The organism is Kitasatospora sp. NBC_01560 (assembly GCF_045208415.1).
Taxonomy (GTDB): Bacteria; Actinomycetota; Actinomycetes; order Streptomycetales; family Streptomycetaceae; genus Kitasatospora.
The window spans coordinates 8,360,889-8,382,718 of sequence record NZ_CP109364.1 but is presented as its reverse complement, the minus strand read 5'-3'; the positions used below and the strand labels follow the sequence as shown (position 1 = coordinate 8,382,718).

The window sequence follows — 21,830 nt, the reverse complement described above, 5'->3', positions numbered from 1 at the left end:
ATCGATTCGATACGGAGGGTGGGGTACGGGTGCGGATTCGGCTCCTCGGTCCGGTGGAGCTGCGGGCCGGAGCGGGCGGCTTCGTGCCGCTGCCGGGGGCACAACGGCGGGCGGTGCTGGCCGGCCTGGCCCTGCAGCTCGGCCGGGTCGTCCCGGTCGACGACTTCTGCGCGCTGCTCTGGGGCGACCGGCCGCCGGCCAGCGCCCGGCCGGCGCTCCAGGGCCACGTCGCGGTGCTGCGCCGGGCGCTCGCCGGGAGCCCGTTCGTGCTGCACACCCGCGCGCCCGGCTACCTGCTCACCGGCCCGGCGGACGAGGTCGACGCCCTGCACTTCGAGGCGCTGACCGCCCGGGCCGCCGAGCGGGCCGAGGCCGCCGTGGCCGGGCCGGCCGGCCACGGCCCCGACCAGGGCGGCACACCGCTCGGGCTGCTGGAGCAGGCCCTGCGGCTGTGGCACGGCAACGCGCTGGCCGACCTGCCGGACACCGCACCCCGCCGCGCCCTGGTCGACCAGCTCGACCAGGCCCGCACCCGCGCCCTGATCGCCTGGGCCGGGCTGCGCCTGCACGCGGGCACCGGCGCCTCGGCCGTCCCCGTCCTGGAACAGGCCGTCCGCGCCGACGGGCTGCGCGAGGAGCTGGTCGCCCTGCTGGTGCGCTGCCTGCACCAGGCCGGGCGGCCGGCCGACGCGCTGACCGCCTACCACCGCACCCGCGCGCTGCTCGACCGCGAACTCGGCATCCCGCCCGGCCCGGTACTCCAGGCCGCCCTGACGGAGGTGCTGGCCGACGACCGGGCCACCCGCCCGGCCTTGGTCCGCCCCGGCCCGGCCCAGCCGCCGCCCGCCGCGCCGGTACCGCTCCGGCCCGCCCCGCCGGCCCGCCCGGCACCCGACCAACTCCCCCGCCGGCCGGTGGACTTCGTCGGCCGCGAGGCCGAGCTGCGGTGGCTGGACGAGGCCCTCGGCCCGGACCGCGGCGAGGACGGGCCGGTGCTCGTGGTCGGCGCCGCCGGGGTCGGGAAGACCGCCACCGTCACCGCCTGGGCGCACCGCGCGGCCGGTGCCTTCCCCGACGGCCGGCTCTTCGCCGACCTGCGCGGCTTCGACCCGGCGGGGCCGGCCGACCCGGCCGACCTGCTGGCCGGCTTCCTGCTCGCGCTCGGCGTGCCCGCGTCCGGGCTGCCCGCGGACCGGGCCGGCCGGGCCGCCCTCTACCGGGAGCGGACGCACGGCCGGCGCCTGCTGGTCGTGCTGGACAACGCGCTCGACGCCGGCCAGCTCACCGACCTGCTGCCGGGCGGCGCGGACTGCGCCACCGTGGTGACCAGCCGCGGATCGCTGGAGGACCTGCTCGTCACCGAGGGCGCCGCCCTGCTGCGCCTGGGTGCGCTGGACGGGCCCGACGCGCTGCGCCTGCTGGAGCGCGCACTGACGCCCGACCGGATCCGGGCCGAACCGGCCGCCGCCGCCGAGGTGGTGGAGCTCTGCGACCGGCTGCCGCTGGCGCTGCGGATCGCGGCGGCACGGCTGGCCGCCCGCCCGGACTGGGCCGTCGCCGAGCTGGTCGCCGACCTCGCCGACGAGCCGGGCCGGCTGGCGGCCCTGGAGGCCGACGGCCTGGCCGGCATCTCCGACGCACTGGAGCTGACGTACCGTCATCTCTCGCTGGACGCAACCCTGTTGTTCACCCTGCTGGCCACCCACCCCGGCCTGGAGGTGGACGTCCCGGCGAGCGCGGCACTGCTCGGCAGCGACCCGGCCGCCGCCCGCGAGGCGCTCGGCGAGCTGGCCGCCCACCACGTGCTCACCGAGACCGGCCCCGGGCGTTACGGCCGCCCCGACCTGGTCCGGCTGTTCGGCGCGCAACTGCTCGCCGAACACCCCGAAGGGGTCCGGCGGCTCGGCACGGAACGGCTGGTGGGCTACTACCTGGAGGCCACCCGGCACTGCAGCGAGCAGCTGGAGCCGGCCCAGGAGGGCTACGGCGAACACCCGCGCCCGGCCGCCGTCCAGCCGCCGGCGGCCGGCGTCCGCGGCGCGCTCGACTGGTTCCGGACGGCGGAACCGGTGATCCGCGCGCTGGTCACCGCCGCCGCCGGCACCGACCCCCGGCGGGCCTGGCGGCTGGCGATGTGCGCCAGTGCGCTCTACTACGGCTCCAGCCGGTTCACCGACTGGCTGAGCTGCCTGGACGCCGCCGAACCGGCCGCCGCGGCGTGCGGCGACCGGGCCGGACTCGCTCTGCTGCTCGGCGCCCGGGCGAACGCCCTGCTCGGCCTCGAACGCCGTCAGGAGGCGGCCGAGGCCGCGCGCAGGGCCGTGGCCGGCTCCTCCCCCGAGGACGGCTACGCGCACGTCCGGGCGCTCGCCGTACTCGCCCTGGCCACCGCCCTGCGGGGGGACCAGGCCGAGGCCGTCCACCCGGCCGCCGCGGCGACCGTGCTGGCGCGGCGGAGCGGCGACCCCCGGCAGCTCTCCTACGCCCTCGGCTACGGCGCCGCGGTGACCCTGCTGGCCGGCAACCCGGAGGGCGCGCTCGCCCAGGCCCGCGAGGCCAGGAGCCTGCTGCCGGGCCATCCGGCCGCGACGATCCACCTCTGGTCGATGCTGACCGAGGCGCACGTCGTCCAGTCGATCGGCCCGAAGGAGGCCGGCGAGCTGGCCTGGCACCGGCTGCTGGCCGCCTGCGAGGAGGCCGGCCAGCTGCACCTGCAGGCCATCGCCGAACAGTCCTACGCCGCGTTCCTGCTGGCCCGGGGCCGTGAGCCGGAGGCCGTCGGCCGGCTCCGCGCCGCCCTCGGCCGGTTCCAGTCGCACACGCTGGAGTCCGGCTCGGCCAGCACGATGGCCGCCGCCGTCGAGGAGTCGCTGAACTCGCGACCGCCCCCGGCGTTCTGAGCGCCCGGACCACCCGGACCACCCGGACCGTCCGGACGGCCCGGACCGCCTGGACGGCCCGGCCTGCCGGGCGGGCTCACGCCGGGCGGGCCGCCGCCCGCCGGGCCCCCGCGCCCTTGCGCCCGGGCACCGCCGGGGCGGCGCACTCCTCCCTCGGCGCGTAGCCCTGCTCCGCCGCGAGGACCGGGCGCAGCGCGCGGATCGCGTAGAAGTTGCGGGACTTCACCGTGCCGGGCGGCACCCCGAGCCGGGCCGCGGTGTCCGCCACCGACCGGTCGTTCAGGTGCAACTCGACCAGCACCTCGCGGTGGTGGTCCTGGAGCCGCCGGAGCGCCCGGTCGACGTCCTCCGCCACCACCACCCGCTCGTACGGGTCGTCGGCGAGGGGGCGGTCCTCCGACTCCTCGCCGAGCACCTCCCGGGCGCGGGCGGCGGCCATCCGGTAGTGGTCGATGGCGATCCGCCGGGCGACCGTGAAGAGCCACGGCCGGCTCTGCTCGGGCCCGGCCGCCAGGGCCTCCGGGTGCTGCCAGGCGCGCAGCAGGGTCTCCTGGAGGATGTCCTCGGCCTTGCCGCGGTCACCGCCCGTCGCCCGGAGCAGCGCGCGGATCAGGTAACCGCCGTGCAGGCGGTGGATCTCGGCGAGCGTCTCCGGGTCGAGGGTGGGGCGGGCGGCCTTGGCCGGCGCGGCCACGACGGACGGCCCGGCGGCGGACGGCTCCGCGGCGGACGGCCCGGCGGACTGCGGGGCGGCGGCCTGCGGCCCGGCGGGCGACGGCTCCGCGGGCTGCGGGGCCGCCGACCGGCGCGGGCCGGTGGACTGACGGGGGACGGCGGGCCGACGCACGGCGACGGGCTGGTGCGTGGTGGCGGACTGGCGCGGGGTGGCGGGCGGCGTGGACAAGCGCTACCTCTCAGGTCGGGCAGGGGTCAGGGCGCAGACCGACCGGATTCCCCCCGGTGGCCGCGAACACCAGGCTGCCGGGGGCCGCCAAGAGTCCGCCAACAATCCGCCAACGCGCGCCCGGCACCCCTCCGGTCCGCCCCCGTACCCGCCCGGTCCGGGCTGCCCCGGCTCAGCTCCCGTCGAGCACGCCGATCAGCTCCTGGATCCCGTCCTCACCGCGCCGCTCGATCAGGACCGCGACCCAGTCGGCGAGCCGGTCCCGGTCCGTCGCCGACCAGGCCGGGGCCGACGGGTGCTCGTCGACGAACAGCGCCGCCGCCAGCCGCCGCAGCTCCGGCAACGGGGCCGGCACGGGCACCTGCCGCTGCACGGCGCGGGCCCGCCCGTTCGGCGGCCCGCCCAGGGCGAGCCGCCGGGCCGCGGCGATCACCTCGGCCGCCGGCGCCCCGGGCACGGCCAGGGCCGGCGGGCCGGGCAGGGCCTCCGCCCCCTCGGCCACCAGCGCCGCGATCAGGTCACGCGGTCTCGGTCCGTCCGGTGCCATCCTCTGTTCCTCCCCCTGTCCCGCCACGGGACTCACGCGCTTCTCCTCCCCGGTGCCCACCTCCGGCCGGGACACCACCGAAGAGACGGTACCCAGTGGCCGGCGGGTTGAGCAGGTACTTTTCCGACGATCTGTCGGGCGACGGTCGGCCGGCCGGCCCCCCACGGCCCGGCCGGCCGACCGGCCGGACTCCGGCTAGAACGTCGTCCAGTCGTCGTTGTCCGGGGTGTTGAGCGTCCGGATCCGCTCGCCGTCGCGGTCGTCGAAGGTGTCGGTCGCGATCTTGAACGTGCTGCCGTTCGGCTTGTAGCCGTAGAGCACCACCGTCTCGCTGCTCCGGCCGCTCAGCGACAGGCCGACGCAGCTGCCGGGCGGGACGATCACCGTCGCCATGTTCCGCTGCGGGAACACCGCGTAGGACGCGTAGGTGCCGTTCGAGCAGAGGACGAAGTTCCCGGCCGGGATCCTGCCGCCGTGGGTGGCGGAACCCGTGTCCCCGGCACCGCCCGTGCCACCGCCCGAACCGCCGCCGTGGGTGGCGGAACCCGTGTCCCCGGCACCACCCGTGCCACCGCCCGAACCGCCGCCGTGGGTGGCCGTACCGGTGTCGGCGGCGTGGGCGGCGGTGCCGCCCGTGAGCCCGACCAGACCGGCGGCCAGCAGCAGGCCGGCCGCCCGGGCGCCGCGCGACAGGGTGGTACGCATGGGTCCTCCAACTGATCAGCGAGCGCCGTACGCGCTCTGTTCATCTCAACGGGCCCTCCGCCGGGGGCGGTTCACCCCACCGGGCCGGCCGCCGGCAGAACCGCCCACAGAACCGCCCGCGGATCCGCCTGACGGCGGTACCGGCGGTACCGGCGAGCGGCCGGATGAACCCGCGGGCGCGGCGTTGCCGTACTCCTGGCTGTACGGGCCGCTCGGACGGCCCGGCCGAACGGGCCGGTACGCGGACCACGAACCCGGAGGACACGGGATGCCCCTCGACCACGGCGCCCCGGGCGGCACGGCGGCCCCGATCGGCCCGGGCGACCGCCCCGACTACACCCCGGCCAGCTGGCCCGATCCCGTGCCGCTGGCGGCCCGGACCTCGCTCGACGCCCTCGGCACGCAGCTGATCCCGCCCGCCGAGCGGTCGCTGTTCACCCGGACGACGCTGCCCGAACTGACCGCCCCGGAGGGTGCGGGCGAGCTGCCCGCGGTGCCCCCGGCGGCCGCCGCCCCCGCACCGGGCCCCGTCCCGGCCGGACCGACCGCAGTGGCCGCGCCTGCCGGACCGACCGCCACCCCGGCCCCGGCCACCCCGGCCCCCGCCGGGCCCGGCCCCGGGCCGCAGCGTGGCAGGGCCCTGCGGCTGCCGTTCGCCGGCGGCACCGAGGCCCGCCGGCGGCAGCTGGTCGAACGGACCCGCACCCCGCTGCTCGGCTGCCACCGGATCGCCCTGCTGGGCCCGCCCGCCGACGCCCGGCAGGCCGGCATCGCCGTGGCGCTCGGCGCCCAGCTCGCCCGGTACCGGCCGGACCGGGTGGTCGTCCTCGACCTCGCCGCCCCGTACCCCGGCGGCCCCGGCACCGCCCTCCCGCACTCGCACCCACAGGCGCACCCGCACCCGCACGCGGAGCGCTGGGCGGGCCGGTGGGCGCTGGGCGAGCTCTTCGCGGCGGCGCCCCTGCCGGCCCCGGCCGAGCGCCCGGCCGGCACGCTGGAGGTGCTGACCCTGCGTCCGGACCTGCCGCCGCCGGCCCTCGACGCCGCCCGCTACCGGCAGGCCCTGGGCACCCTGAGCGGCGACTACCCGCTGATCCTCAGCGACGCCTCCGCGGCACCGGACGACGTGCAGCAGGCCGCCGCCGGACTCGCCGACCGGCTGGTGATCTGCGCGGGTGCCTCGGCGGCCGGCGCCCGGGCCGCGTCCGCCCAGCTGGAACGGCTGACGGCGCGAGGTCCCGGCGGCCCGGCCGACAGCATCGTCGTCTTCGTCCCCGCCCCGCCCGCGGCCTCGGGCTCCGACCGCCCGGTGGCGGCCCGTGACCTGGCGGAGCACTTCGGCGCCCGCTGCCGCGGCGTCGTCGTGCTGCCCGCCGACCGCCGGTCCGCCCCGGCCGACCCGTGGTCCCGGTCGGCCCTGCTCGAACTCACCGCGCTGATCGGTGACGGCCTGCCCGCCCCGCACCCCGGCCCCTGACCCGGTCCCTGACCCGGAGCCGGGGCCCGGGCCCGGGCCCGGGCCCGGGCCTCGGCTCCGGCCCGCTCAGGGCGTCGGCGGGGCTTCAGGGCGTCGGCGGGGCCGCCGCCTCCGGGGTGCCGGCCCCCGACGCCGGCTTCCAGCCACGGGCCCGGCCGCGCGGGGCGACGGCCGCGGCGAGCGCCACCAGGGCGATCACCCCCAGGGTGCTCACGGCCACGGTGACGGCCCGGCGCGGGGCGGTCGAGGCGGGAGCGGCCGCGGGCATGGCCAGGGTGGACGGGGTGGCGGGCGGCGGCTGCTCGCCGCCGAGGAGCGTCGTCACGGCGGCGACCAGGTCGACGGTGCCGTGGCCGAACTGCGGGTCGGGCACGGTGGTGCCCAGGCGGTAGGCGGTGGCCTCCAGCCGGGCGGTCAGCTGCTCCACGGTCAGGTCGGGCCGGTAGCCGAGCACCAGGGCGGCCGCGCCCGCCACCAGCGCCGTCGCGTAGCTGGGCCCGGAGGCGGTGTAGTACCCGCCCGCGGCCGGGCCGGTGCTCATCACGGCGTCGCCGGGGGCCGCGAGGTCGACCCGGCCGCCGACGGCCGGGCCGCCCTCCGCCGGGACGCCGGCAGGGCCGAGGTCACGGACCGCCAGCACCTCGGGGTACGCGGCCGGGTAGACCGGCGCCGGTTCGGCCTGGTCGAGCACTCCCCCCTGGGCCTGGTCGGCGGCGGCCGGCGCGAGGACGAGCGCGCCCCGGCTGCGGGCCTTGCGCACGGCGGCGGCCAGCGCCTCGCTGCCGGCGGGCACCGTCACCCCCACGTCGATCACCCGCGCGCCGGCGTCGACCGCGGCGTTGATGCCCTGCGCGAGGAGGTCGGCGGTGCCGGCCCCGGCGGCGTCGGTGACGCCGACGGCGAGGATCCGGGCGTGCGGGGCCAGGCCGGCGAAGCCGGTGCCGTCGCGCCGGTCGGCGGCGATCAGCCCGGTCAGGAAGGTGCCGTGGCCGACGCAGTCGACGGCGGGGTCGCCGGCGCCCGGCAGCCTGGCCGCGTGGCTGAGCCGGCCGGCCAGCAGGCCGGAGCCGTCGGTGACCCCGGAGCCGAGCACCGCGACGGTGACGCCGTCGCCCTGGCTCAGCGGCCAGACCCGGTCGGGCCGCAGGAAGGTCTGCGGCCAGGGCGTGAGCCGGGTGCCCTTGGCGGAGGCGGGCAGGCAGCCCACGGGCTTCCCGAGCTGGTCGCGGCGGAGCTGGCTGACGCCCGGCAGGACGTCCTCCGCCGCCGCACCCGGCGTCCCGGACGCGCCGGGCGTCCCGGACGCGGCCGACGGGCCGGCGACACCCGCCCCCGCCGTCGGGCCCGACTTCGGCGCACCGGCCGCGGCACCGGCCGCACCGGTGCTCCCCGCCGCACCGGCGGCTGCTGCCGCCCCGGCGGGCAGCAGCAGGGCGCCGGCCAGCACCCCGGCCAGCCACGGCGCGGCGACCGCCGGCCTCATACCGGCGTCCCGATCCGCTCGACCGGGATGTCCTGCGGCAGCAGCAGGCTCAGCTCGGCCAGGTCGGCCACGTCCAGGCGGGCCAGCCGGCCGGCCTGACGGGTGATCATCGCCTCCAGGACCTGCCGGGCGAAGCGCCCGTTCCCGAAGCTCCGGTCGCGCGGGACGGACGCGAACCGGGTGGCGAGCGCCGCCAGCGTCTCCGGGGTGCAGCGGTAGCCGCCGGCCTCGGCCTGGACCCGGACGATGGTGATCAGTTCCTCGTCGCTGTAGTGCTCGAAGGTGACCTCCCGGGAGAAGCGCGACGCCAGCCCGGGGTTGGAGGCGAGGAAGCCCTGCATCTCCTCCTGGTAGCCGGCCACGATCACCACGACCTCGTCGCGGTGGTCCTCCATCAGCTTCATCAGGGTGTCCACGGCCTCCTGGCCGAAGTCCCCGCCGCTGCCGTGGCGCGGCGTCAGGGTGTACGCCTCGTCGATGAAGAGCACACCGCCGCGGGCGCGTTCGAAGGCGTCCCGGGTCAGCTGGGCGGTGTGGCCGATGTACCGGCCGACCAGGTCGGCCCGGGCGGTCTCGACGAGCTGGCCGCCCGGCAGCACGCCCAGCTCGGCCAGCAGCTCGCCGTAGAGCCGGGCCACCGTCGTCTTGCCGGTGCCGGGCGGCCCGGAGAAGACCAGGTGGTGGCTGATGACGGCGGCCGGCAGCCCGGCCTCGACCCGGCGGCGGGTCTGAAGGGTGAGGTTGACGAGGTCCTCGACCTGCTGCTTGGCCGCGCCGAGACCGACCATGGCGCGCAGCCGGTCGAGCAGGCCGGGCTCGTCGGGCTCCTCGACGCCCGAGGTGGCGCGGGCGGCCGCCGCGGCGGCGTGCTCGTCGACGTCGGACGGCACCAGCAGGGCCAGGTCGGCGTTGTTGATCGTCTCCAGTTCGGCGAGCCGGGAGGCCTGCCGGTCGACCATCTCCTCGAAGACCTTGCGGGCCGCCCGGCCGTTGCCGAAGTCGGCGCCCCTGGGCATCCGTTCGAAGTGCTCGGCGAGGGCCTCGCGGGTACCGTCGGCGAGCTCGTAACCGTGGCCGGACGCCGCGCGTTCGACGATGGTGGTGAGTTCGTCGACGCTGTAGTTGGCGAACTCGACCGTCCGGCTGAACCGGGAGGCGAGGCCCGGGTTGGAGGCCAGGAAGGCCCGGATCTCGGCCTCGTAGCCGGCCACGATCACCACCAGGTCGTCGCGGTGGTCCTCCATCAGTTTGACCAGGGTGTCGATCGCCTCGCGGCCGAAGTCGGGGCCCGTCCCGCCGGAGCCGGCCGACAGGGTGTACGCCTCGTCGATGAAGAGCACCCCGCCGAGGGCCTCCTTGACCACCTCGGTGGTCTTCAGCGCCGTGCCGCCGATGATCGAGGCGACCAGGTCGGCCCGGGCCACCTCGACCAGGTGACCGCTGCGCAGTACGCCGAGCTCCGCCAGGATGGCGCCGTAGAGCCGGGCCACGGTGGTCTTGCCGGTGCCGGGCGGGCCGGCGAAGACGAGGTGGCGGCTCATCGGCAGGGCCGGCAGCCCGGCCTGTTCGCGGCGCCGGGCCAGCTTGTTCAGGTTGACCAGGGTGGCGACCTGGTCCTTGACGCCCTCCAGGCCGACCAGGGTCTTCAGCACGGCCTGCGGGCCCTGCGGGCCGGCGTCCGGGCGGGCCGCGGCCGCGCCCCCGTCGCCGTCCTCCGCCCCCTCCGCGGCGCCGTCCGGGCCCGTCCCGCCCGCCTCGGCGGTGGCGCTGCCGTGGGCGTCGGCGGTGCGGTTGTCGCGGCTGTCCAGGTTCTCGACCGAGAGCCGCTCGCTCGGCTCGCTCTGGCGCAGGCCGGCGCCCTCGTTCTCGGCGACCACGCAGTCGGTGAGCCGGACGGGCTCGGCGGACTCCGAGCGGATGCCGTCCACCGTGTTGCCGGTCAGCCGGCACCCGGTCAGGGTGGCCCGGGAGCCGGGCAGCAGGTGGAGCCCGTGCCGGCGGTTGGCGCGCAGCCGTGACCTGGTCGCGGTCAGCTCGCCGCCGTGCTCGACGCTCACGCCGTCGTACGCGTTGTCGGCCGTCTCGACCTCGCGCAGGGTGGCGATGCCGTCCGGACCGATCGAGATCCCGCTCGCCCGGCTCCCCCGCACGGAACCGCCGCCGAGGTAGGTGTTGGCGCCGTCGGCGATCCGGACGCCGGACTTGCCCGCGTCGAGCACCGTCGCCTCCTCCAGGCGGCCGCGCCCGTCCCGCAGCACCTCGACGCCGTGCCCGGCGGCGCCGGAGACGATGATCCGGCGCAGCAGCGGGTTGGCGCCGTCCCGGACGACGACGCCGTTGCCGGCGGTGTCGCGCACCTCCAGGCGGTCGAACTCGGCCACGCTCTCGCCGGTCAGCTCGACGCCGTCGGCCTCGCCGTCGCGCACCACGGCCCGCACCAGGGTGGGGCCGGAGGACTCCCCGACGTGGATGCCGGCCTGGGCGGCGGCGGTCACCTCGCAGTCCTCGAAGGTGCCGCGGGAGCGGTCGGAGACGTGCAGGCCGTGGCCCTGGGTGCGGACGGCCCGGCAGCGGCGCAGCAGCGGATCGGTGCCGTTGGCGAGGACGAAGCCGTGGCCGCGCACGGCCGTGACGGTGCACTCCTCCAGCACCACCCGGGCGGTGGAGCCGAGGAAGACGCCCTGCGCGGCGTCCCGGACCTCCGTCCGCACCAGCCGGGTGGTGCTCTGCTCCTCCAGCGCCACGGCGGGTTTGTCGGTGGCGGAGATCTCGCAGTCCTCGATCACGCCGCGGGCCTCGCCGTTGGCGCAGATGCCGTTGCCGCGGGCGTCGCGCAGCACGCAGCGCCGCACGACGGGGTTGGCGCGTTCGCCGATCACCAGGGCGGAGGTGCCGAGGTGCTCGATCACGCTGTCCTCGACCACGCTGGTGCCGTCGGAGGTCTCCACGAGTCCGGCGCCGGCCGGGTTGGTCACCCGGCAGCCGCGCATCGCCAGCGAGCCCTGCCGGCGGGTCAGCACGGCCGTCCAGGAGCTGCCGATCACCTCGCAGTCCTGGAGGGCCAGCTGGCCCTGCGGGACGTCGACGGCGGGCAGGTCGTCGTCCTGGCCCTGGATCACCAGGCCGGTCAGCTGGACCGCCTCGGCGAGGACCTGGACCACCGAGCCGCGCCGCGGGCTGATCCGCACGCTCCCCCGGACGTCCTCGGCCGCGATGGTCACCATCTTGGTGACCACCAGGTTCTCCTCGTAGCGGCCGGGGCGCACCGAGATCACCGCTCCGCTGCGGGCGGCCTGGAGGGCTTCACCGATCGTGCGGTAGGAGCCGGACTCCCGCTGCTCCGCGCAGACCGTCAGCACCGGGCGCGACATGGCCAGGGGTTCCCTTCGTCGGGGTGGGTTCACCGTGGTGGGTCCGCCGAAGCGGCGCACCGGGATGGGTGGGTGCGGCCGGCCGGGTGGCCGGCCGGCTCAGGAGGTGCAGGTGGCCTTGACCGCGGCGGCGGCGTGGTGGGCCTTGACCTGGGTGCCGGCCCAGTCCTCGCCGCGGGTGTGCAGCGTGACGGTGAGCGTGCCCTGGTAGGCGTACGCCGTCTCGTTCACCCAGCGGCCGCGGTTGGCGGTCTGGTCGATGACGAAGGAGCCGGACGTGCTGCCGCTCTTCACGGTGTAGAGCGTCGCCTTGCCGCCGACCTTCTTCGGGTCGCTGTCGGCCGGGATGTAGACGGACAGGGTGCAGCTCTTGACGCTGCCGAGGTTGAACGTCCACACCACGGAGTTGTTGTCGTCCTTGCCGTCTCCGGACATCGGCACCGAGACGTACGTGCCGTTGCAGCCGTCGCCGCTCCAGCCGCCGGAGTTGGTCTTCCAGCCGGAGTCGCCCTGGTCGAACCAGCCGATCGGGGCGTACGTGGCACCGCTGTTGCCCTTGCAGTACGGGCCGGCCACCGCGACCAGGGGGGCCGGGGCCGCGGGCTTGGAGGCGGCGGGCGGCGGGGCCGGCTGCTGCGCGGCGGGCGGCGGGGCCGCTCCCCCGGCGGGCGGCGGCGCGACGGCCCCGCCCGCGGTGCTCCCGCCGGAGGCGCTGCCACCGGTCGCGCTGCCACCACCGCTCGCGGCGCCACCGCCGCCGGCGGCCGGAGGCGGTGCCGCGGCGCCGCCGGGGGCCGCGGAGCCGCCGGAGCGGGGCGTGGGCTTTCCGGGGGCCGGGCCGCCCGCGCCGCCGGCCGCGGCGGCGTCGGGGGCGGGCGCCGACGGGGCGGCCGCATCGGGGGCGGGCGCGCCGTTCTCGCCCGCGGGCGCGGGCACGCCGGGGGTGGCGTCGGCCGGGGCCGGGGTGCCGGTGGGGGCACCGTGCTGGTCGAATCCGGGGACGAAGCCGTTGCCGCCGTCACCGTTCTCCGGGCCGTAGCCGGGCGGGGAGTCCGCCCGGGCCGGACCGTGGTTGGGCCCGTCCCCGCCGAGCTGGGTGGCCACCACCGACCCGCCGACGAGCACCAGCCCGACGGCGACGGCGGCCGCGATCATCGGCCGGGAGACCCGGCCCGGCTTCGGGCCGGCCGCCTCGGCCTCGCCCGCGGCGTCGGGGCTCGCGGGGACGGCCGCGGCGATCGCCGCGGCGGCGCCGGCCGGCGGTGCGGCTGCGGCCGTCGCCCCGGCGGCCCCCGTGCCGGGGGCCGGGGGCAGCGGTGCGGTGGCACCGCGCGGGGTGCCGCTGCCGGCGGCCGCGCCGGTGGTGCCGCCCGTCGTGCTGCTGCCGGCCGTACTGCTGCTGCCGGCGGCGGTGCTGCCGCCGGTGCCCGTGGCGGCCGGAGCCGCCGGTGCCGCGGCCGGCTTGCCCCCGCCCGGCGCGGAGCTCTCCTCCTCGGCCTCGGCCGCCGCGGCCCAGTTCACCGCGGGGAGCTGAAACCCGGGCGTCCCCCGCTCCCCTGCACCGCGATTCTGCTCGCCCACCGTCATCCCCTGCGCTCGGCTCGACAACACTCCTGTGGGGAGGTACGGGCGGCGTGGCCGTGGAGGTTCAGCCCTCCTGCCCGACGCTCCACACCGCGGCGTCCGCCGGCTCCGGCGGGGCCAGGACGAACGCCACCGCCCGCTCCAGCACCTCCGGCCCCGGCGCGGCCGGCGGCGCGTCGAGCCGGGCGCGCACGTGCGCCAGCAGACCGGGCTCGGGCTCCAGTCCGTACTCGTCCAGGTAGTACGTCACGGTGTCGGTCCAGATCCACTGCCCGTCGGTGCGGTAGCCCATCGGCACCACGCCGCGGCGCTCCCGGTCCACCACGTCGTCCATCAGCATCGGGGTCAGCAGCACCGGCGCCCCGGCGTGCAGGTACCGGGCGACGGCCGCGTGCTCCATTCCCGGCGCGAGCCGGGGGTGTCCGGGCGCGAAGCCCGGGCCCGTCACCGGATCCACGTGGTCGAACACCGCCGCGAGCTCGAAGCCCGCCCGCACCGTCTCGGACATCCCTGTACTCCTCACCGCTCGCCGGCCTTCCCTTCCTCCGACGGCCCGCCGGCGGCCGCGGGTTCACCGGCCGGCCCGGCGACACCGCCCAGGTCGAGCCGGAACCGGGCGGGGGCGGCCGGCCGGATCCGCTCGGCCGGTGCGACGGCCTCCCGCCGGCCGAGCCAGGTGCGCAGCCGCTCCGGGGCCGGGCGCACGCCGCCGACCTCGTGCAGCAGCACCCGCGCGGGGCGCCCCTCGTCGGCGTCCGGCGGCTCGACGGCCACCACTTCGAAGCTGCTCCCCGGCGCGAAGACCACGGTCGGCTGGTCACCCGGCTCGCCGAAGGCCGAGGTGCGGCGGCCGCCGACGGACCAGATGGCGAACTCGATCCCGGCGTCCGCGCCGAGGTCGGCGCCCGGGTCGGCGATCCCGCCGACGGGGGCGAGCTCGGTGAGGACGCTGCCCGGGGCGTAGCCGGACAGGTCGGTGCAGCCCGCCGGGGCCGCGGCCAGCACGCCGCCGTAGTGGCTGGGCAGCCGGCGCAGGCCGGCGGCCAGGCACCGCAGGTAGGCGGCCGTCGGGCCGGGCTCCCCCGCCCGGGCCGCCGCGGTGAGCTCGGCCCGGCCGGCCGGCACCCCCGCGTCGGTGTGGTGCAGCAGGACGGCGACCAGCTCGGCGCGGGAGGCCTCGTCCTCCGCGAGCGAGCGCAGCCCGGGCAGCCGGGTGGTCGCGTCGTCGGCGCGGCTCGCCCACCGCTGGTAGGCGGGGCCCAGCAGGGCCATCAGGGCGGCGCGGTCGTCGGCGGGGGTGGCGGTCGCGGCCTCCGGCGGCAGCGGCGCGGGGGCGGCGGGGGGTACGGGGGCGGCCGGGGGCAGCGGTGCAGGGTCCGGCTCGGGGGCGGGCTCCGGGGCGGGCGCCGGGGCGGGCTCCGGCTCGACGGCGGGCGCCGGCTCGGGGACAGCCTCCGGTGCAGGAGCGGGCGCCGGCTCAGGAGCAGCCTCCGGTTCCGGGGCGGCCTCCGGCAGTGGCGCGCGGCCCGTGCCGGAGCCGGTGCCCTGCGTCGAGACCCGCACGGGGGCAGGGGCAGGGACCGGCTCGGGCTCCGGAGCGGGCCCGGGCTCCGATGCAGGCGCGGGCTCCGACGGAGGCTCCGGGGCCGGGCCCGCGGTGGTGGCCACGGCAGCCGGCCCGGGCGGGGCCGGCGGAACGGCGACGGCGGTGGGCGGCTGCGCCCGGTCCGGCCCGAGGGGCAGGACGGCGGTCTCGGCCTCGGCCGGCGGCGCGGGCGCCCGTCCGGCCACCGGCCCCGGGACGAACGCAGGCCCGGCCGCGGACACGCCCGCGGGCCCGGCGGGCGCCACCGGCCCGGCGGCACCGGGGGCGGCACCGGCGGCCGGCGGCGCCACCGGCCCGGCCCCCACCGCCCGGCCCAGCCAGTCGAGCCCGTGAATCCGCGCGCAGAACCGCCCCACCGCGTCCGACTCGACGTCCGGAGCCCCGGCCACCGCGAGCGCCAGCCGGGCCGGCCCGGCGAGCGGCGTACCGGCCGGCCCGGCGAGCGGCGGCAGGCCGGCGAGCACGCCGCCGAGGTGCGCCCAGGCGTCCTCGGGCACCGGGCGGCCGGCGGAGCCGACGAGCAGCACGGGCTGCCGGGGGTCGGGGCGGTGCAGCCGGGGGCCGCGGTCCGCCGTCCCTTCCGGGTGCAGCCAGAGGCCGGCCGCGACGGGCTCCAGCTCCCAGCCGGGGAAGGCCGGGTAACGCACCGGCCCGTCGCCCTCGGGGGCGCCCGGGCGGGTGCGCAGGCCGACGGCGGTCACCGTCCGGCCGACGGGGCAGGCGGAGAGTTCGGTGAGGTACGGCTCCCAGCCCGGGGTGCCGTCGGCGGCCACGTGGACGGTGCGGTGGCCGGCGCCGTCGGCGACGGGCAGGCCGACTGCCGCCCGCACCTCGCGGCCGAGCGAGGAGGCCAGCACCGCGGCGCATTCGATCAGGTCGACCGGCGCCGCCCAGGGCAGGCTGAGCAGCGGCCGGGCATCGCCGACCGTGTCGAGCAGCAGGGCGGCGGCGTTGGCCAGTTGGACGCTGGTGGGCAGCCGCCCGTCGGGCTCGCCGAGCACGAGCAGCAGGGCGGCGGCCGGGGCCGCGGCCCGGTCGAGCAGGGCCGGTCGGGCGGCCGGGGCGGCGGCGGTCACCCAGAAGGCGCCGCCGGACAGCGGGGTGATGGTCGCGGCGGCCGGCCAGCGTTCGCCGAGCGCCTCGGCCGGCCCGCCGCCGGGGCGGCAGCGCCACCAGCAGCCGCCCGGGGCCGCGAGCGTGCCGTCCGCCTCGACGGAGACCACCGCGTCGGGGGCGACGACCGTCAGCCCGGTGCGCCGGGCCAGCTGTTCGGCGGGGCGCCGGCCGTCCGGTCCGGTCGCGGCGAGGCCGGAGGCGGCCAGCACCAGGGTGTCGGCGGCGCGGCCGGCCGCCGTCCGGGCGAGTTCGTCGAGGGAGCCGAGCAGGACGGGCGCGGCGTCGGCCGCGGCGGCGAGCAGCAGCAGGGCGCCGGGCTCGGCGCGCACGGGGGCCAGGGCCTGCGCCAGTCCGGCCGCCTCCGCGCCGGGCGGGGCGATGACGAGGTGCGGGCCCACCGCGCGGAGCGTGGACCGCTCGGCGGTGCCGGATGCCGGCGGGTTCATGGGCCGGCCTCCCTTCTGCTGGTTGCGGCCGGCCGGCTGCCTGCCGACGGTCGGTTCGGGGCGGCACGAGCGGACCCGGCCGGCCCGGTCGGGGAGGACCGGGCCGGCCGGGCCGCCGGTAGGACGCGCCTGCCGGGACTACGGCGCGGGCGGGCCCGCCGGTTCACCCTCCGGCGCGGCCAGCAGGCCGCTCTGCACCTGCACGGTGCGCCGGCGGGTGATGTACAGGCCGCGCCCGGCCGGGAACTGGCGGGGCTTGAGGTTCCCGAACAAGTAGCCCTCCGAGGCCGGGCAGGAGAACAGCAGGGTGGGCGAGTTGACCTCCTGGAGCTTGCGCAGCAGCGGGTCGCCGAGGGCCCGGCCGATCCCGTTGGCCCCGCGGGCGACCACCAGGTGCAGGCCGATCTCGGTGCCCTGGGCAAGGTGGTCGAGCAGCGCCGCGAACGGGTGGTTGCCCGCGCCGGAGCCGACCAGGTCGTAGTCGTCCACCACGATGAACAGCTCCGGCCCCTCCCACCAGTCGCGCAGCTTCAGCCGCGCGGGCGCGATCTCGGCGGACGGCACGCGGTTCTTCATGGCGCGCGCCGCGCCGTCCACGATCTCGCGGAGCTTGTCGACCGCGACGGCGTAGCCCAGCCGGTACTCCTCCGGCACCGTGTCGTACAGCTCGCGCCGGTAGTCGACCAGCATGATCCGTGCCTCGGCGGGCGTGTAGGCGGTGGTGATGGCGTTGATCATGAGCTTGAGCAGGTTGGTCTTGCCGGACTCGCTGTCGCCGACCACCAGCAGGTGCGGGTTCTCCTCGAAGTCGTGCCAGAGCGGCGCGACCTCGGTGTCCTCCAGGCCGATCGGGACCCTCAGCCGGCCCTCGGGGGCGGGCAGTTCGGCCGCGTCGAGGGTGAGCGGCAGCATCCGCACCTCGGGGGCGCGCGGCCCCGTCCAGTGCGCGGCGACGGCGTCCACCAGGTCGGCGACGCCCTCGCCGAGGTCGTCGGTGCGGCCGGCCCCGTCCAGGCGGGGCAGGGCGGTGAGGAAGTGCAGCTGCTCGTCGGTGAGGCCGCGGCCGGGCACCTTGGGGACCTTCGCCGCCGCGCGCATGTTGATCACCGAGTCGACGGAGTCGCCGAGCCGCAGCTCGAACCGGGTCTGCAGCTGGTCGCGCAGGCCACCGGTGACCTCGCCCCAGCGGGTGGTGGCGATCACCAGGTGGACGCCGTAGTTGATGCCGCGCTGGGATATCAGGGTGAGCGGCTGGACGAGGTCGCCGAACTCCTGGCGCAGGGTGTTCCAGCCGTCGATCACCAGGAAGACGTCACCGTACGGGTCGTCGGGCAGCTCGCCCGCGGCCTTGCGGCGGCGGAAGGAGGCGATCGAGTCGATGCCGAGCTCGGCGAAGTACTTCTCCCGGCGGGTGATGACGGCGTTCACCTCGGCGACGGTGCGCAGCACCCGCTCGGCGTCGTGCCGGCCGGTGACCCCGCCGACGTGCGGCAGCCCGCGCAGGGCAGAGAGCGTGCCGCCGCCGAAGTCCAGGCAGTAGAACTGGGCCTCGCGCGGGGTGTGAGTGAGCGCGAGACCGGTGATCAGGGTCCGCAGCAGGTTGCTCTTGCCGCTCTGCGGGGCGCCGGCGATGCCGACGTGGCCGCCGGCCCCGGACAGATCGGCCGTGAGCAGGTCGCGCAGCTGGTGGAAGGGGCGGTCGATCACGCCGACCGGGATGCCGAGCGCGCCGTGCGTGCGCGCGTCCGCCGTGGTCAGGCCGCGTTCGGGGTGCGGGACGATCGGCGGCAGCAGCTCGTCGAGGGTGGGCGGGGCGCCCAGGGGCGCCAGCCAGACCCGGTGGGCCGGCGGACCGGCGTCGCGCAGCCGGTCGGCAGCGATGTCCAGCAGCGTGCCGGACGCCGCCTCCTCCACCGGCTCCGCCGCGACCTGCGGCAGCTGGCGCGGCGTCAGGTACTCGGTGCCGTACGCCACCACCTGGCCGGCCAGGGCGGCCTGCTGGGCGGCCCGGCGCTTGGGGCGGTAGGGCCCGGAGACGTACGCGGCCTTGAAGCGGGTCAGGGTCGAGATGTCGCTGCGCAGGAAGCCGTTGCCGGGCTGGGAGGGCAGCTGGTAGGCGTCGGGCACGCCCAGGACGCCGCGGCTCTCCATCGCGGAGAAGGTGCGCAGGCCGATCCGGTAGGACAGGTGGGACTCCAGTGCGCTCATCCGGCCCTCGTCCAGGCGCTGCGAGGCCAGCAGCAGGTGCACGCCGAGCGAGCGGCCGAGTCGGCCGATCATCACGAAGAGCTCCATGAAGTCACGGTGGGCGGCGAGCAGTTCGCTGAACTCGTCGACCACCAGGAACAGCGTGGGCAGCGGTCGCAGCGGCGTCCCGGCGGCCCGCGCGGTCTCGTACTCCAGCAGCGAGGCGTAGCCGGCGTCGCGCAGCACCTCCTGGCGGCGGACGAGCTCGCCGTGCAGGGCGTCGCGCATCCGGTCCACCAGAGCCGCCTCGTCGGCGAGGTTGGTGATCACGGCCGAGGTGTGCGGCAGGGTGTCCAGGCCGAGGAAGGTCGCGCCGCCCTTGAAGTCCACCAGGACGAAGTTGAGCACCTCGGAGGAGTGCGTCATGGCCAGCGCCACCACCAGGGTGCGCAGCAGCTCGGACTTCCCGGAGCCGGTCGCGCCGATCAGCATGCCGTGCGGCCCCATGCCGCCCTGGGCGGACTCCTTCAGGTCGAGGTCCACCGGGCGGCCGTCCGGGCCCAGCCCGAGCGGCACCCGCAGGCGCTTGGGGATCCCGCGCTGGGCCCAGAGCGCCTCGACGTCCACCGCGTGCAGGTCGGGGATGCCGAGCAGGGCGGTCAGGTCGAAGTCGGTGGCCAGCGGCTCGGCGACGTCCACCGTGTCGGCGATCCGGTAGCGGGCGAGCTGGGCGGCGAGCCTGGTCGCGGCGCGCGGCGTCAGGGCGTCGGGGCGTCCGAGGTCGGTGTCGACGTCCTTGCGGTTGCGGTCCGCGCCGACCATGGCGAGCCGTCCGCCCGCGATCCGCAGCCGCAGGGTGGTCCGGGCGGCACGCCACTCCAGGCTCTCGGCGAGGTCGATCAGCACGGTGTTGCGGTAGCCGGCCAGTGCGGCCCGGCTGCCGGCGTGCGCGCCGGGGCCGTCCAGCACCAGGACGGTGAACGGCTCGTCGCGGCTGGGTGCGGCGTCCGGCTCGTAGCCGGGGCGGCCGGTGAACTCCTCGCCGAGCAGTTGCTCGACCTCGACCAGGCTGCCCGCCACCAGCCGGACCGGGCCGGCGCCGTCGGTGTCGCCGGGGTGCAGCGCGTGCGGCAGCCACTTGGCCCACTCCCACTGGTCCCGGTGCTCCGGCTCGGCGACGATCGCGATCCGCAGCTCGTCCGGCCCGTGCGCCACGGCCAGCTGGGCGAGCACCGCCCGGACCAGTGCCCGGGCGGCGTCCGGGTCGTCGGCCTGCAGCAGCAGCTTGGCGAAGCCGCGCAGGTGGATGGCCATCGGCTGGTCGGCGACCGTGCCGTAGGCGTGGATGAAGCGCCGCAGCGCGTGCGCGCAGAGCGGTTCGAGGTCCTCCACCGGCTTGGTGGAGAGCGGGGCCAGCGGGGTCGCCAGGCGCTGGGCGCCGAGCCCGATCCGGACGTCGCTGAAGTCCGGGTGGGCGGACCGCCGCTCCCAGAGCCGGGTGGTGCCCACCAGCGACCAGAGCTCGCCGGGCGCCGGGTGCCGCCAGGCGAGGGCCTTGCGCTGGGCGTCGACCGAGCGACGGACCTGCCGGCGCACCTGGGAGAGGTAGCGCAGGTAGTCGCGGCGTTCGGCGCGCAGCAGCTGCTTGCGGTCGCTGGAGCCGCGGATCAGCTGGGTGACCAGCATGCCGACGGCGGAGAGCGCCATCATGCCGACCGCGACGTAGCTGAGCGCACCGCCGCCCTCGCTACCCCCCGGGTGCAGGAACATGAAGACCATGGACAGCGAGCCGAGCGCCATCGGCATCATGCTGATCACGCTCGCCATGCCGCTCTGCTTCTCGGGCAGGCTCGGCGGCTCCTGAAGCTGCACCTCGCCGTCCGGCATCTCCGGCCCCGGGCGCCGGGGCGTCCGGTTGATCAGGACCACACTCACCTAGGGCTCCTCACTGCCACGCCGTCCCTTCAAGCTCACGGACGGCGGGCCGCCGCGGGTTCAGCGGACCGCTGAACGCTCGACGGCGCACCACCCGTTCGTCAGGAGGTAGGGACAGCACGGACGGACCCGCACCGGAGGAGTGGCGTGAGCAGCAGTGTCGTGGCAGGACTGTGCCGATTGAGGTTCCATGCGCCGGGGGCGGTCTTCGACCTCGCCGTCCCCGCCGACGTACCGCTCGCCGACCTGCTGCCGGCCGTCCTCGGCCACGCGGGCGCCGACCTGGCCGAGGAGGGGCTGGAGCACGGCGGCTGGGTCCTCCAGCGGCTCGGCGAGGACCCGCTCGACGAGGAGCAGAGCGCCGAGGCGCTGGAGCTGCGCGACGGCGACGCGCTCCACCTGCGGCCGCGCCACGAGGCCCTGCCGCCGGTGCACTTCGACGACCTGGTGGACGGCGTGGCCACCGGCATGCACGAACGCGGCGACAGCTGGCGCCCCGAGCTGACCCGGCGGCTGGCCCTGGCCGTCGCCCTGCTGGCACTGGCCGGCGGCTGGGTGCTGCTCGCCCTGCCCGGCCCCGCCGGCCTGCGGATCGCGGCGTCCGCCGCCACCGCGCTGCTGCTGCTGCTCGGCGCCGTCAGCGCCTCCCGGGCGATGGCCGATGCCGGGGCCGGCGCCGCGCTGGGCGCCGCCGCCGTCCCGTACCTCGGGCTGGCCGCGCTGCTGCTGCCCGGCGGCCCCGGCGGGCACGAACTGCTGGGCGCCCGGATCCTGGCCGCCTCCTCGGCGGCGGCCGGCGCGGCGGTGCTGGCGCTGGCCGCGGTCGGTGCCGCCGCGCCGCTGTTCCTGGCCCTGCTGCTGGTCGGGGCGTTCGGCGTGCTGGCCGGGGTGCTGGTGCTGGCCGGGATGACGCCCGGCCAGCTGGTGGCGGTGGTCGCGGTGGCCGCGGTGCTGGTCGGCTCCTTCGTCCCGTCGTTCGCCTTCCGCCTCTCCGGCCTGCGGCTGCCCATGCTGCCGCGCAACGCGGAGGAGCTCCAGGAGAACATCGACCCCTTCCCGGCCGCCGCCGTGCTGCCCCGGAGCCTCGTCGCGGACGACTACCTGATGGCCCTCTACACCGCGATCGGCGCGATCACGGCCGTCTGTCTGACCGTACTGGCCCTCACCCCCGGCTGGGCGGGCCCCGCCCAGGCCGGCGCGCTCAGCCTGTTGCTGCTCCTGCACGGCCGCGCCATCGGCAGCACCCGGCAGCGCCTGAGCCTGCTGCTGCCGGGGGTGTACGGCGTGGCCGTCCTGGTGGCGCACGAGGCGGCGTCCTCCTCCGCCGGCGGGCGGACCGGCCTGCTGGGCGGCCTGCTGGCGGTGGCCGTCTCGCTCCTGGTGGCGGCCTGGACCATCCCCGGCCGCCGCCTGCTGCCGTACTGGGGCCGGATCGCGGACATCTTCCACACCCTCAGCGCCCTGGCCCTGCTCCCGCTCGCCCTCCAGGTCTGCGGCATCTACCACACCCTGCGCGGCCTCGCGGGCTGAGCGCCCGCCCCCGGGCCCCGGCCGCCGTGGCGGCCGGGG

At 77.8% G+C, this 21,830-nt stretch carries 12 protein-coding genes; 3 read left to right on the top strand and 9 right to left on the bottom strand.

All coding sequences use genetic code 11. The features are described from left to right. Positions 1-29: 29 nt before the first annotated feature. The gene (locus OH807_RS35985; protein ID WP_406207987.1) at positions 30-2,900 is read left to right on the top strand and encodes a BTAD domain-containing putative transcriptional regulator; all 2,871 of its coding nucleotides are present in this window, start codon (positions 30-32) and stop codon (positions 2,898-2,900) included. 76 nt (positions 2,901-2,976) lie between these two features. On the opposite strand, the gene OH807_RS35980 is transcribed toward OH807_RS35985, so the two are convergent. The 3 genes from OH807_RS35980 to OH807_RS35970 all read right to left on the bottom strand — a co-directional run bounded on the left by OH807_RS35980 (position 2,977) and on the right by OH807_RS35970 (position 5,056). Then, positions 2,977-3,594, bottom strand: a complete 618-nt coding sequence (locus OH807_RS35980; protein WP_406211364.1) for a sigma-70 family RNA polymerase sigma factor — start codon at positions 3,592-3,594, stop codon at positions 2,977-2,979. 382 nt (positions 3,595-3,976) lie between these two features. Next, the gene (locus tag OH807_RS35975; RefSeq protein ID WP_406207984.1) at positions 3,977-4,351 is read right to left on the bottom strand and encodes a hypothetical protein; all 375 of its coding nucleotides are present in this window, start codon (positions 4,349-4,351) and stop codon (positions 3,977-3,979) included. Positions 4,352-4,546: 195 nt separating this feature from the next. After that, positions 4,547-5,056 (bottom strand): hypothetical protein, encoded by a 510-nt coding sequence (locus tag OH807_RS35970; protein ID WP_406207982.1) that lies wholly within the window; start codon positions 5,054-5,056, stop codon positions 4,547-4,549. 268 nt (positions 5,057-5,324) lie between these two features. Between OH807_RS35970 and OH807_RS35965 the strand changes: the two genes are divergently transcribed. Then, complete coding sequence (locus OH807_RS35965) at positions 5,325-6,533, top strand: hypothetical protein (protein ID WP_406207979.1); 1,209 nt, start codon at positions 5,325-5,327, stop codon at positions 6,531-6,533. Between the two features lie 85 nt (positions 6,534-6,618). Here the strand turns inward: OH807_RS35965 and OH807_RS35960 are convergent, their stop codons facing one another. From OH807_RS35960 to eccCa, 6 genes are all read right to left on the bottom strand, one after another. Beyond that, positions 6,619-8,016 (bottom strand): S8 family serine peptidase, encoded by a 1,398-nt coding sequence (locus OH807_RS35960; RefSeq protein WP_406207977.1) that lies wholly within the window; start codon positions 8,014-8,016, stop codon positions 6,619-6,621. Continuing rightward, positions 8,013-11,387 carry a right-handed parallel beta-helix repeat-containing protein gene (locus tag OH807_RS35955; protein ID WP_406207974.1) on the bottom strand — a complete coding sequence of 1,125 codons (3,375 nt, stop codon included), beginning with the start codon at positions 11,385-11,387 and terminating at the stop codon, positions 8,013-8,015. Before OH807_RS35955 ends, OH807_RS35960 begins: the two co-directional genes overlap by 4 nt. A 99-nt stretch (positions 11,388-11,486) precedes the next feature. Then, complete coding sequence (locus OH807_RS35950) at positions 11,487-12,908, bottom strand: hypothetical protein (protein WP_406207971.1); 1,422 nt, start codon at positions 12,906-12,908, stop codon at positions 11,487-11,489. Positions 12,909-13,035: 127 nt separating this feature from the next. Next, positions 13,036-13,479: a hypothetical protein gene (locus tag OH807_RS35945; RefSeq protein ID WP_406207968.1), complete on the bottom strand. Its 444-nt coding sequence runs from the start codon at positions 13,477-13,479 to the stop codon at positions 13,036-13,038. A gap of 11 nt (positions 13,480-13,490) precedes the next feature. Further along, entirely contained in the window at positions 13,491-16,139 is a 2,649-nt protein-coding gene (locus OH807_RS35940; RefSeq protein ID WP_406207965.1) for a hypothetical protein, read from the bottom strand. A 138-nt stretch (positions 16,140-16,277) separates the two neighbouring features. Further along, positions 16,278-20,213, bottom strand: coding sequence for a type VII secretion protein EccCa (gene eccCa / locus OH807_RS35935; protein ID WP_406211362.1), 3,936 nt, complete (start codon positions 20,211-20,213; stop codon positions 16,278-16,280). A 195-nt stretch (positions 20,214-20,408) separates the two neighbouring features. Between eccCa and eccD the strand changes: the two genes are divergently transcribed. Then, entirely contained in the window at positions 20,409-21,791 is a 1,383-nt protein-coding gene (gene eccD / locus OH807_RS35930; RefSeq protein ID WP_406207962.1) for a type VII secretion integral membrane protein EccD, read from the top strand. Positions 21,792-21,830: the final 39 nt, after the last annotated feature.